The organism is Arenibacter amylolyticus, assembly GCF_002150785.1.
In the GTDB taxonomy this organism is placed as follows: Bacteria; Bacteroidota; Bacteroidia; order Flavobacteriales; family Flavobacteriaceae; genus Arenibacter; species Arenibacter amylolyticus.
In genome coordinates this window covers 76,955-89,746 of sequence record NZ_MTAZ01000006.1, presented here as the reverse complement: position 1 = coordinate 89,746, position 12,792 = coordinate 76,955, and the positions used below count along the sequence as shown (strand labels likewise).

At 41.5% G+C, this 12,792-nt stretch carries 13 protein-coding genes; 7 read left to right on the top strand and 6 right to left on the bottom strand.

Annotated elements, in window-relative coordinates; translation table 11 throughout:
- Nucleotides 1-273: 273 nt before the first annotated feature.
- The 5 genes from BV214_RS04215 to BV214_RS04195 all read left to right on the top strand — a co-directional run bounded on the left by BV214_RS04215 (nucleotide 274) and on the right by BV214_RS04195 (nucleotide 5,222).
- On the top strand, nucleotides 274-1,734 hold the full coding sequence (locus tag BV214_RS04215; RefSeq protein WP_086476240.1) for a lipopolysaccharide biosynthesis protein: 1,461 nt from the start codon (nucleotides 274-276) through the stop codon (nucleotides 1,732-1,734).
- Entirely contained in the window at nucleotides 1,731-2,165 is a 435-nt protein-coding gene (gene dut, locus BV214_RS04210; RefSeq protein WP_086476239.1) for a dUTP diphosphatase, read from the top strand. Before BV214_RS04215 ends, dut begins: the two co-directional genes overlap by 4 nt.
- A gap of 94 nt (nucleotides 2,166-2,259) precedes the next feature.
- Nucleotides 2,260-3,186: a tetratricopeptide repeat protein gene (locus BV214_RS04205; protein WP_086476238.1), complete on the top strand. Its 927-nt coding sequence runs from the start codon at nucleotides 2,260-2,262 to the stop codon at nucleotides 3,184-3,186.
- Between the two features lie 4 nt (nucleotides 3,187-3,190).
- The gene (locus BV214_RS04200; protein WP_245806741.1) at nucleotides 3,191-3,988 is read left to right on the top strand and encodes a DUF4292 domain-containing protein; all 798 of its coding nucleotides are present in this window, start codon (nucleotides 3,191-3,193) and stop codon (nucleotides 3,986-3,988) included.
- On the top strand, nucleotides 3,978-5,222 hold the full coding sequence (locus tag BV214_RS04195; RefSeq protein ID WP_086476237.1) for a murein hydrolase activator EnvC family protein: 1,245 nt from the start codon (nucleotides 3,978-3,980) through the stop codon (nucleotides 5,220-5,222). Before BV214_RS04200 ends, BV214_RS04195 begins: the two co-directional genes overlap by 11 nt.
- Before the next feature lie 127 nt (nucleotides 5,223-5,349).
- Here the strand turns inward: BV214_RS04195 and BV214_RS04190 are convergent, their stop codons facing one another.
- A complete protein-coding gene (locus tag BV214_RS04190; protein WP_086476236.1) occupies nucleotides 5,350-5,862 on the bottom strand; it encodes an acyl-CoA thioesterase in 513 nt (170 codons plus the stop codon).
- 60 nt (nucleotides 5,863-5,922) lie between these two features.
- Complete coding sequence (locus BV214_RS04185; protein ID WP_086476235.1) at nucleotides 5,923-6,870, bottom strand: HU domain-containing protein; 948 nt, start codon at nucleotides 6,868-6,870, stop codon at nucleotides 5,923-5,925.
- 104 nt (nucleotides 6,871-6,974) lie between these two features.
- Here BV214_RS04185 and dprA point away from each other — a divergent pair, with 104 nt between their 5' ends.
- Nucleotides 6,975-8,078 carry a DNA-processing protein DprA gene (gene dprA / locus BV214_RS04180; RefSeq protein WP_086476234.1) on the top strand — a complete coding sequence of 368 codons (1,104 nt, stop codon included), beginning with the start codon at nucleotides 6,975-6,977 and terminating at the stop codon, nucleotides 8,076-8,078.
- A gap of 221 nt (nucleotides 8,079-8,299) precedes the next feature.
- Here the strand turns inward: dprA and trpS are convergent, their stop codons facing one another.
- Complete coding sequence (gene trpS / locus BV214_RS04175; protein WP_086476233.1) at nucleotides 8,300-9,268, bottom strand: tryptophan--tRNA ligase; 969 nt, start codon at nucleotides 9,266-9,268, stop codon at nucleotides 8,300-8,302.
- A 73-nt stretch (nucleotides 9,269-9,341) separates the two neighbouring features.
- Here trpS and BV214_RS04170 point away from each other — a divergent pair, with 73 nt between their 5' ends.
- Entirely contained in the window at nucleotides 9,342-10,121 is a 780-nt protein-coding gene (locus BV214_RS04170; protein WP_086476232.1) for a lysophospholipid acyltransferase family protein, read from the top strand.
- Between the two features lie 28 nt (nucleotides 10,122-10,149).
- Here BV214_RS04170 and BV214_RS04165 read toward each other — a convergent pair whose 3' ends face one another.
- The 3 genes from BV214_RS04165 to BV214_RS04155 are packed head-to-tail and all read right to left on the bottom strand — an operon-like array spanning nucleotide 10,150 to nucleotide 12,640.
- A complete protein-coding gene (locus BV214_RS04165) occupies nucleotides 10,150-11,598 on the bottom strand; it encodes an outer membrane beta-barrel protein (protein WP_086476231.1) in 1,449 nt (482 codons plus the stop codon).
- 37 nt (nucleotides 11,599-11,635) lie between these two features.
- Entirely contained in the window at nucleotides 11,636-12,178 is a 543-nt protein-coding gene (locus BV214_RS04160) for an RNA polymerase sigma factor (protein ID WP_086476230.1), read from the bottom strand.
- Between the two features lie 18 nt (nucleotides 12,179-12,196).
- Nucleotides 12,197-12,640, bottom strand: coding sequence for a hypothetical protein (locus BV214_RS04155; RefSeq protein WP_086476229.1), 444 nt, complete (start codon nucleotides 12,638-12,640; stop codon nucleotides 12,197-12,199).
- Nucleotides 12,641-12,792 lie beyond the last annotated feature (152 nt).

Here is a 12,792-nt window from a genome sequence, read left to right as displayed (position 1 = left end):
TAGACGGAGCATTAGCGAAGTCAAATTTTAAAACCGCGGAAGCGCTGAACAATTAGACGGAGCATTAAATCATTATCTTTTCAATTGTGAAAAGAATAAAATTAAGGCCCTACAGCAATGTGGGGCTTTTTTTTGTCCACTACCTCCCAACACAGCAACCAAACTTGCCTCCTCCAACAATAGGGGTAAATAATAGTCCCTTCCAGAACCTTATTCACTAACTTTGCACCTATTAATTAAATCTCTATTTTTAAGGCTAATTCATAGATTTCTTTGAGTCAGATAAAAAAACTATTTAAGCAGACCTTTATCTATGGCTTGGCAACTGTATTGCCGAGAATGCTATCATTTCTTCTACTACCCCTTTACACCGGGGTTTTAGAAACTGCAGGCTATGGCGAAATCAGTATTATATTTTCCTGGTTTGCCATCTTTAACGTCCTCTTGGCCTATGGAATGGAAACCGCATTTTTTAGGTTCTACAACAAAGAAGAAGATCGCTCTAAGGTGGTTACCACCTCCTTAATAACCATTGGAAGCACTACCCTCCTATTTGTTGTTCTTGCCCTATTCTTAAAAGACTTTATTGCCAGCGTCACCCAAATAGACGTTAAGTACATCCATTACGCTATTTATATCTTAGCCTTAGACGCCCTCGTTATTATCCCCTTTGCTTGGCTCAGGGCCAACGAAAGGCCCATGCGCTATGCGGTGATTAAAATCCTAAACGTCTCCATTAATTTTGGACTGAATATATTTTTCCTGATTTTATTGCCCAACTGGGTGGCAGAAACCCCCAACTCGTTTCTCTCCGCTTGGTACAGACCTAATTTTGAACTTTCGTACATCTTTATATCTAACCTCATTGCCAGCGGCATTACCCTCTTGTTTATGCTGCAGTTGTATGTAAGACAACCCTATGTTTTTGATAAAAAACTGTGGCGCAAAATGATGCGCTATGGCATGCCCGTTCTAGTTGCCGGCATTGCATTTACTATCAACGAGGTTTTTGATAAAATTCTCCTGTCTTACCTCTTGCCTGCTGATATTGCAGAGAGCGAAATTGGAAAATATTCTGCCTGCTATAAACTAGCAATGTTTATGACCCTGTTTGCTACCGCCTTTAGAATTGGTATAGAGCCCTTCTTTTTTAGCCACTCTTCCTCCAAAAACCCCCAAAAGGCCTATGCGCAAATCACCAATTATTTCGTGATTTTTGGAAGCATTATTTTATTAGGGGTAGTCGTTTATGCCGATTTACTGAAATTGCTTTTCGTACGGGACAGTTCTTACTGGGAGGCCATGTCCGTAGTTCCCATAATTGTATTAGCGGCTTTTTGCCTAGGTATCTATCACAACCTTTCCGTTTGGTATAAGGTAACGGACAGAACCAAATTTGGCGCCTATATATCCATCGCTGGCGCCGTGCTGACCATTGTGGTTAATTTCGCATTCATACCCAAATTTGGTTATAAGGCATCGGCAATAGCTACCTTATTGGCGTACGCCAGCATGATGCTATTATCGTATTATTACGGAAGAAAGTATTATCCCATCCCCTATAACCTAAAGAAGATATTATTTTACCTAGGATGCTCCATTCTTTTCTCGGTGGCATCGTTCTATATTTTTGACCGGAATTTGATTATTGGAAGTATATTTCTTCTTATATTTTTGGGATTGGTATACAGGTTTGAAAACAATACATTAAAACAAATATTCTTAAAAAAATGACCATAAACATCATCAATAAATCGGATCACCCCCTACCCCATTACGAAACCCTAGCCTCTGCAGGAATGGATTTAAGGGCCAATATTTCCGAGCCCATCACCTTACAACCTATGGAACGGGCCATTATTAAAACAGGCCTTTTTATAGAACTACCCATAGGCGTAGAAGCCCAAGTGCGACCACGAAGTGGGTTGGCAGCAAAAAAGGGAATTACGGTACTGAATGCCCCTGGAACCATCGATGCAGACTACCGAGGGGAAATCGGCGTGATTCTTGTGAACCTTTCTAATGAGTCCTTCGTAATTGAGAATGGCGAGCGCATTGCTCAAATGGTCATTGCCAAACACGAACGGGCACAATGGAACCAAGTAGACGTGCTTTCCGAAACCTCGCGTGGGGAAGGTGGATTTGGAAGTACAGGCATTAAATAATTATGCAGAGACCGTTCCAGGTCACATGGAACATCGTACTTTTGATACGGAGGCCTTTGGAAAGCCAATAAACTTGTAAACTAAAGTTGGTGAAATGAACAAGATAGGTACCTTCTTTCTCCTAATGATAGGGTTTTTATTAACCCCTATAACCTCCCATGCGCAAAACGAACTTTTTGAGGAGGAAGAAAGTGCCGAGCTTACCATGGAAGCGTATACAGACGAATTCCAAGAGAAGTTTTTTGAAGCTTTAAAACAAAAGGGCATAGAAAACTATGACCGAGCCATTAACCTCCTGCTAGAATGTAAGGCTATGGGGCTAGATTATGCGATTGTAGACTATGAGTTGGCAAAAGCCTACTTAGCCTCCAAAAACTATGTAAAAGCTCAGGAACATGCCCTAGCAACCTTAAGAAAGAGGCCTCAAGATTATTGGGTGCTTCATACCACCCTCGGCATTCTTGCCAGTCAAGGTCTCCATCTCGTAGATATAAAGCAACAGCTCCCCATCAGCAATATGGACTTAAAGAAAAATGCCGTGTTAATCTACTACCAGCAGCAACGCTATGAGGCCGCTATGGAAGTGTTAAAGGAGATGGAAAAAAGCTCTTTTTCTACAGAATTCACACAAAAAATTGAAGATTCCCTTCATACAACAGAACAGGAGGATGTAGAGGAAGTGATAGTACCAACAAAGGAGGAAAATCCAATGGATAGGTATTTCCGATTGCTCCAAGATCTTTTGAGCAAGGAAAATTATACGGAATTACAGGCACAAAGCTTAGAAGCAATGGAGCATTTCCCCGTACAACCTTACTTTTATTACACCTATGGCGTAGCATTACATAAAAACGGAAGCCATAAAGAAGCCATTTCAATTTTGGAATCGGGTTTAGATTTTATATTAGACGATGAGGGCCTATCCAAAAAGATATACCAAGAATTGGCAAGTGCACACACCGCTTTAGGAAATTCTTCCAAGGCAAATATGTATCTTAGCAAATTAAAATCCGGGTCTTAACACAATGGGAAATATAAAAATACATCTTCAACAGTGGGCCGTAGTGCTAGTAATGCTTTCACTACTCGCCTCCTGTAAATCTACCAGCGTAGTAACAGACGGGACGGTAGATGAGAATGTCAGTGCAAAATCGGTTATTAGAAACCACTACTACAATAACCTGAGCTTCAAGACACTGAGCGGAAGAATGAAAATAGAATACCAAGACGGAGCTACCTCCAACAGCGTCAATGTCTCCTTACGAATGGAAAAGGACAAGGCCATATGGATTAGCGCCCCCTTGGGGATCGTAAAGGCATATATTACCCCTAATAGGGTATCCTTTTACAATAAATTGGACAACGAATATTTTGATGGCGACTTTTCCTATTTAAGTCAGCTTTTGGGAACGGATCTAGATTTCAACAAAGTACAAAGCTTACTTCTAGGGGAGGCCTTATTTGATTTAAGGGATCAGAAATACACGGTAGATATCGCGAATAACAATTACCAGCTAAAACCTAAGAAATCTGGGGACCTCTTTAAAACACTTTTCCAGATAGAACCTCAAAATTATCGGATGGCCACGCAGCAGCTCTCGCAACCCTGGAATAAACGGCTGTTGGAAATTCAATATAAAAATTACCAAAAAGTAAGCCACTGGATCCTTCCTAACAAGATAGAGATCTTAGCGCTGGACGGAGATAATTCCAATAACATCCGCCTAGAATTTAGAAACATGGAATTCAATAGGGCCTTAAACTTCCCCTATAGTATTCCCAATGGTTTTAAAGAAATTGCCTTAAAGGAATATGGGAATTAGAAGGTCTTTGTTTACATATCTCCTACTGTTTGCATGCCTTCTTGGAGGTACAGGTCTTGTTGCACAATCTAATGAGCAAAAAGCCCTTGAGACTAAGCGGAAACAGTTGGAAAAGGAGATTAAGGAAATTAACCGCTTGCTTTTTGCCGAGAAGAAAGAGCGGGGCAATGTATTGGAGCAGCTAGAAGCCATGGATCACAAGATCAATGTAAGGCAGCAACTAATCCGCGTAACCAACCAACAAGCCAACCTGTTAAACAGGCAGATAAACACCAACATTAGAAATATAGGGAAACTACGGAAAGACCTTGAACTATTAAAGGAGGAGTACGCCAACATGATTCTAAAGTCCTATCAAAACAAATCCCAACAGAGTAGACTTATGTTTCTGTTGTCTGCGGACGACTTCTTCCAGGCGTTTAAGCGGTTTCAGTATATGAAACAGTACACCCAATACCGTAAAGAACAAGGGGAAGAGATTCAGAAAAAAACCGACGAGCTAACCCAACTTAACAAGGAACTTTCCACACAGCGCAAAGAAAAAGACAGATTGGTTGCAGAGAACACCCTGGTGAAAAATCAGCTGTTTAAGGAAATGCAATCTCAAAAAGAACTATTAAAAAATATAAGGCGGAACGAAAGTAAGTATGCGGCCCAAATTAAAAAGAAACAACAGGAGGCAAAACGAATTGATGAACAAATAGAGCATCTAATACGAAATGCCATTGCCGCCGCCAATAAAGAAGCCGGAAAATCTACGAATACCAAAACTGCCGGCAGCAGTAAATTTGTAATGACCCCAGAAGCCACTATAGTAGCCAATAATTTTGCTGCCAATAAAGGGAAGTTAATCTGGCCTGTGGAAACGGGAATTAAAAGACAGGGCTTTGGGATCTACAAGGATCCTGTATACCCCGGTATAAAACACCAGAGCAATGGTGTTATTATTGCTACGGACGAAGGTGCCCAGGCCCGATCTATCTTTGAAGGAGAGGTAATTGCCATACTATCTGTTCCCGGGGGTAACAAGGGGGTTCAGATTAAACACGGTAACTATATAAGCACCTATTACAATCTGTCTACCGTGAATGTCAAAAAGGGAGACAAGGTTAAAATAAAGGACAGTTTGGGGGAAATCTACACCAGCAAGTCCAATGGCAGCACCCAATTAAAGTTCTATTTGTACCGAGATGCTACCAAACTAAATCCTGAAGACTGGATTTATCAATTGTGATTTAAAGCACTTCCCGAAAGCGGGATAATTACTGAGTAAACAGATTAACGGGTCGTCATGGAGCCACCAATTGGTAGCCCGTGACAAACATACTTATAGAGGATAAAATAGCCTCCTCCAGGGAATATTAATCCATAAAGAGGGCGCGCAGTTCCGTAGCCTCTTTGGGCTTCATTTTTCCTGCTAGTACCAAACTCAATTGTTTTCTGCGCAATGCGGCTGCAAATCGTTCCTTTTCTAAAGGAGTTTCTGGGGATAGTTCTGGTACCTTAACAGGCCTACCACTATCATCTACTGCTACAAAAGTGTATATGGCCTCGTTCACCTTGGATCTCTCCCCGCTAAAACGATCTTCCATCCAAACGTCTATAAAAATCTCCATGGACGTATTAAACGCCCTGGAAACGGCAGCTTCTACGGTTACCACGCTACCTACCGGCACCGCTTGGTTAAAGGCTACGTGGTTCACAGAGGCGGTTACCGTAATCCTTCTACTGTGCCTCCTGGCAGCAATACTGGCAGCCCGGTCCATACGGGCCAATAGCTCTCCTCCAAAAAGGTTGTTCAGTGGATTGGTTTCACTAGGTAAAACCATATCGGTCATTAAAGTACGCGATTCACTCGGTGTTTTGGGCTGCATAAATATCAATTTTTGCCCAAAGATACACTGCTATTAATAAGGTGAAAAATAGAAGCGCAATTATTTTACAGAGCGCATCCAAGCCTCGGAAGATTCGGAAGTTTTTATTTTTCTCAGTTCCTTTAGTGCAACCTCAGCGTCATCATAAGTCCCGTAGGCAACCATGTGCAGACCATACTCGTTTTCCCCTATATAGGAAGCGTTATACCCCTTCCCTTTTAATTGGGTTACCTTTTTCTCCGCATTTCCCTTAACTCGGAAGGCACCAGCAATAATCTGATGAGACTCCTTCTTTTTAGGAGTACTAATAGATAGGGAAATTACCGGCAATTCTAAAGGCGCGGTATTAAAGAAGGTTGCTTCCTGAATATTTTTGGAAACCTGTTGTTGGGCTTCTTGCCTTACCAATTGTTGGGTAATTACATTCTCATTATACAACCTATACCCGGTAAAACCAGTGGCCACTGCCAATAAAACCACAGCGGCATATTTAAAGTAAGGCCTATTACTTCTAGACTTACGGGCTTCGGGAGTAATGGTAAATGGAATTTTTTCCTCTAAGGCTACTACTTCCTCTTTCATAACTTCCCGTTGGATTGGGGCAGCTACAAAGGAAGACAGTCCAAAGGAAGAGGTAAGGTAATTAACTTCGTTAGAAGGTTGAAATTGAGTCTTCCCCTCGTTGTTGCGCCATAAAACGCCCAAATTGGGAAACCTCAGTTCTTCACCTGCTTCCAAACGCTGTGTCCACTCTTGGGAAACCAAGGCAATTTTTTGCTGCATCTCCTCATAAGATGTCCTTTCGGCCTCTGCCATATACGAAACCAATAGACCATCGTTGGACCTAAGCTGTCCGTTGAAAGAGATACTCTTCCTTGGTGGTACAAATGTATTGTTGTGTTCGTTAATTACCGCAGACTCCATCTGGGTTAAAAACGCGCCAAATTCTGGCACCATAACACAATTATATCTATAAAGTAATTCCGCTATATAAAATTCCGTTCCCATAAAGACAAAGATTGCAAATATTACGCAAGTTCAAAACACCTGAGCCATCTTTTTATTAACATAAAATTTTATGTATTTTGTAAACAACTAAGCATGGGATACAAATGTCTAAAGATGAAATAATTGCACTTTTAAGATTACAGAACGCCCCCCATATAGGCGACATCTCAGCCAAAAAATTAATTGGGCATTGCGGGGGTGCCGAAGCTGTTTTTTCTAGTGGCACCTCATCACTTCTTAACATTGATGGCATTGGTAAACACACCTTAAAGGGACTTTTTGACACCGAACATTTAGAAGCCGCAGAGGAAGAGTATATTTTTATCCAAGAAAACAACCTGCAGCTATATCCCTTTACACACCCCCTCTACCCAGCTGCTTTAAAACATTGTATAGATGGTCCTATCTTGCTTTTTGGCAGGGGCAACATCAATTTAAATAAAAAAAGAATCATTAGTATAGTAGGCACTAGAAACATTACCAGTTACGGTGCGGCCTTCTGCGAGGAGCTCATAGCAGAGATTGCTCCCTTAGACCCTATTATCGTAAGTGGTTTTGCTTATGGGGTAGATATCTGTGCACAGCGGGCAGCCATAAAACACGGCCTACAAACTATAGGCTGCTTAGCCCATGGTTTAAATCAGATTTACCCAAAGGTCCACGAGTGTTTTGTAGGAGATGTAGAAAGGAATGGAGGCTTTTTAACGGAATTCTGGAGCACTTCACAACCAGAGAGGGAAAATTTCCTAAGACGAAATCGCATTATCGCTGGCACCAGCGAAGCAACCGTGGTTATTGAGTCGGCAGAAAAAGGGGGCAGTTTGGTAACCGCGGATATTGCCAACAGCTATAATCGCGATGTATTTGCGGTTCCCGGACGGGTGCAAGACCGATTTAGCATTGGCTGCAACAACCTTATAAAACAACAAAAGGCACAAATGATTACCTCGGCGGCAGATCTCATCTATATGTTGGGCTGGGAATTAGAGGAAAAACAACCACAAGCAATACAGAAGCAACTATTTGTGGAATTGGATGAAACGGAAAAGGATATTTACAACTACTTACAATTAGGCGGAAAAAAAATGCTGGATAACATCGCTTTAGATTGCAAGCTCCCCATCTTTAAAGCCTCCTCTACCCTTTTAAATATGGAAATGAAAGGGGTAATAAGACCGCTACCAGGAAAAGTTTTTGAAGCGATTTAAGTTTTACCCAAAATCTAAGGTACTTACCAATACATATTCCTGTTTAGGCCACCCGGTTACCTCCTTACAATCCGACCAAACGGTCTAAAATCCCTTCTTTCACCCCTAAAATGTAAATTATGTAAGCTTTTAACGATGAATTCCGTCAAAAAAAAGAAAAACCCACCACACCAATGAGGAGCAGTGGGTATACTTAAAGACCAAGCGGTCTTTTATTGGGTTTAGTACCCTACTTTATCTCTTACACGCAATAAGACCTCATCGGCTATTAGCTGAGCTTTTTTAGCACCCAACGCCAAGGCGGCATCCAACTCATCTAAGTTTGCCATATAGTAATTGAATTTCTCACGAGCCTCTCCAAAGCGCTCCAACACCACCTCGTACAAGGCTTGCTTGGCATGGCCATACCCGTAATTTCCCTTTAGGTAATTCTCGCGCATTTCTGCTACCTGACTTTCCGAAGCTACTATTTTATAAAGCGCAAATACATTATCCGTATCCGGATCTTTTGGATCTTCCATAGGCGTACTATCGGTTTGGATCCCCATAATCTGCTTCCTCAATTGCTTGTCCGTTTGAAAAAGACTGATTAGGTTCCCCTTGCTCTTGCTCATTTTGGCTCCATCGGTTCCTGGGATATACATGGTTTCTTCCTGCACCTTTCCCTGTGGCAATACAAAAGTGTCTCCTAACTGAGCATGAAACCTAGATGCCACATCGCGGGCCATCTCCAAATGCTGCATCTGGTCCTTGCCTACAGGCACAATCTCTGCGTCGTAGAGCAAGATATCTGCCGCCATTAGCATGGGGTAGAAAAACAAACCTGCATTTACATCATCCAAACGATCTGCCTTATCCTTAAAAGAATGCGCAAGGGTAAGTCTTTGATACGGGAAAAAACAACTTAGATACCACGCCAGTTCCGCCGTTTGCGGAATATCACTTTGGCGATAAAAAACAGTCTTGTTTATATCCAGTCCAAAGGCAAGCCAAGTAGCGGCCACCGCATAGGTATTATTCCTTAACTCCTCCCCATTTTTTATCTGGGTAAGAGAATGCATATCAGCGATAAAAAGAAAAGATTCGTTCTTCGGGTCGTTCGCCATTTCTATAGCTGGGAGAATGGCTCCCAATATGTTGCCCAAGTGCGGGGTTCCCGTACTTTGTATTCCTGTTAAAATTCGTGCCATCGTATTATTTTCAAAAGACTACAAAGGTAAAAGAAATCCTAAAAAGGAACTTATAATTATTATTTTTGATTTTATGATATCAATCCTAAGAAAAATAGGTCAGACCCTATATCGCATCTGGTTTTATTTGTTGGTAGCCCTACCCATTTTAGTAATGCTACCTTTTCTAGTTATTTTTACCATGTCCGAAAAAACCTATGCCCAGTTCTTTTGGCTGGCCCGAAACATTTGGGCAAATTGTATTTTATATGGCATGGGATGTTATCCTAAAATAAAAAGGGAACAGCAGTTGATAAAAGGAGAGAGCTATATGCTGGTGGCCAACCATACCAGTATGTTAGATATTATGTTGATGCTAAAGGTGAGCAAAAACCCCTTTGTATTTATTGGAAAGAAAGAACTGGTGAAAATCCCTCTATTTGGATTTTTCTACAAGCGGGTTTGCATAATGGTAGACAGGGAATGTACCAGAAGCAGGACGGCTGTTTATAGAAGGGCACAAAGAAGGTTAGACCAAGGCCTCAGCATTTGTATTTTTCCGGAAGGTGGGGTGCCAGACGAATCAATCCTCCTAGACAATTTTAAGGATGGCGCCTTTAAGATGGCTATAGCGCATAACATCCCCGTTGTTCCAATCACATTTTGCGATAATAAAAAACGGTTTTCCTTCACCTTTTTTAGCGGGGGTCCCGGGAAACTGCGCACAAGAGTACACCGTTTTTTTGATACGGAACACCTGGGCTCCGAAGACAAAAATGAATTAAAGGAAGAGGTAAGAAAGGTTATCCTTAACGAGTTAAAGGCTAACTGCTCCCACCCGATAACCCCAAGTAGCATTTCCGTAAAACTATAACGCCTAAACCCAGACAGCGCATTCTTTCTTAAAACTTAAAGCTAAAACCGCTATACACCCCTAAAGAATAAGGGTTAAAACTCCCTGCCGTATCCTCAAACGTATTTAATTGATACTTGAATACCGGCTCTACGTTCAGCTTTAACTTACTATTAAATTCATAATTAAGCCCCAAACCAATATTGGTACTAAAGTTTACCGAATTGATATTATTGGCCTCTCCCAAGACCGTGGTCTTTCCGCTAGATTGTAACACCACCTCATTATCCGTTAGAAAAAGGGAACTGACCCCACCAATTAGGTTCACACCAAACCTACTATCTACTAAGGTGTAATTAACCTCCAAGGGAACCTCTACATAGCCAATCTGCTGCCCCATGGTTCCCATACGGCTGGGACTTTTCCCGCTAACATCCAACGCAACTGGCACTCCCCCTTGCTGAATTCCTAAGTGGTTTCGGGTATCCCTAATAACAATGGACTGAGCCGTATTGGTATAATTAATATTTTCTAATTGGGCATGCGAAGGAGCATTAAAAGAGGAAGTAAAGGCAACATTATTGGTGTTGTATCCAAAATCTACCTTATGAACCCCTGAGCGTATGCTAATTTTTTTAGACACTTCATAGGCAACATTCACCCCATAACTAATGGTAACGCTACCAGTCTTGGAATTGGAGGCCAACATAGAATTTATAGGCGATCCTCCACCGATACCATTAAAATAAACAGGAGCCACACTTGGCCCAGCAGACCACCTACTCCCCTTAACTCCAGCAACAGCATTTTCTTCGGCCTGTTTTTCAATTTCATCCAGAAGGGATTTCTTCTTCGGATCCACCTCGGCTTGGGAGGTATCAATTGCCCTTGCCAATTGGCTTTGCTCTGCCAATCCATTAGTCTCCTCTCCTAGCGGAACCTGATTTCCGGTATCCATCAATTCTCGGTTGCCTTCCTTATTAGCATTTCCTTCTACTAGGTTCTGGTTGTCTGCCACCCCCATTTCTTTAGTCTCCCCGTCTGCGGGAAACACACTTGGGTCCTCAATATTGGTGCTCCTTGTAGCTACTCCTATATTAGTTGCGGGCTGTTGGCCTTTTATCCCTTTCCCGGTCACCTCTAGTAATATAGACTCTTCCTTGTTCGCTTTTTGGGTATCAGTAAGTACGGGCGTCTCCTGCACCGCTTCATTTAAATTGTTTTTTGGAGCATCCTCTACCTCTTCCAAACCCTTAATTTCTACATCGGTAACGATAGGGCTTAGGGTAACCGAATCGAAAAATGGATTAATAGCCACAAATAGAAGGGCCAGAACAGCCGCAATGCCACCCAGTTTCCACCAAAGGGGAATCACCTTCCGAGACCTTTGTTTTTTATCCAAGGATGCCTCAATGGAGCGCCAAATCCTTTCGTCTGGCACTTCTTGAAAGTCATTCAACTTTTCCTGGAATAATTTGTCTAATTTATTTTCACTCATATTTTCTGCACTTGGGGCATAGACACCTTTTACGGGCTTATCCCTCTATATATATCTTGGCCTTATTGGCTTCAATTTTTTCTTTTAATATTCCCCTCGCCCTCGCCAAATTGGATTTTGAAGTCCCTTCGGAAGTTCCAAGCATCTCGCTAATTTCTTTATGACTATATCCGTCCAAAACATATAGGTTAAAGGTAAGACGGTATTTATTGGGAAGTTCCTGCACGTAACGCAATAAGGTTTTTAGGTCCAAATCTACATAACCTGACTCTTCTACCGCCTCTTCCTCTATATTTTCGGATACCAATGGAAGGCTTTCCTCCTTTCTATATTTCTGCAGTACGGTATTAATGGCAATCCGCTTCATCCAACCCTCAAAAGACCCCTGATGTTTAAACTGATCTATCTTATCAAAGATGGTCATAAAACTATCGTGCAAGCTATCTTCGGCCTCCGTTTTATTGCGCGAGTACTTGAGACAAATACCGAACAGTATTCGGGAATAATCCCGATATAGCTGTTCTTGTGCTTGTCTATTCCCTTTTTTACAATTATTAATGAGCTCAACTAGATTACTCAAAATACAGATTGGGTTATGCTATTCCTTTGCCTGATCGGAGCTGTCCGAACCTACGGGAACCGTAATTTCTAAATACTCCGACTCACCATTTTCATTGTCTCCAGTCCAAAATTTAAACAAATAAGGCTGATCGTACAACACTTCAAAGTTAAATGATGCCGTTACCTCATCCATTTTTTCGATACATTGGGAATCCTTATTCTCAATAACCGATCCAACAGCGACCACATTACGGGTGGTAAGCTCCTCTTTCACCACATCAAAACCTTCAAAATAAGTACAGCTATCAGGTCTAAAATACGATACTTTTATATTGTACACCTCACCCAATTCGAAGGATTCCGGCATTTCCACGGAATTAATCTTCAAAGCTTCAAAATGATAATTAATACCATCGTCCACAGAGCAGGAAGTCAATACAGAAAAAGTGGCAACCACCAATAAAAAGAGTAATCTTTTCATGTTTACACTACATTTAAAATGATTTGAGAAACCTTTGGCATCCCTTAAGCCTCCTTCTGTAGGAGTAGGATAAAAACACCTTCAGTTTCAATACAATTCCTTTTTATTAAGTAGATGAGATTTAAAGCAATGGTTGCGTATGGGTAAAAAAA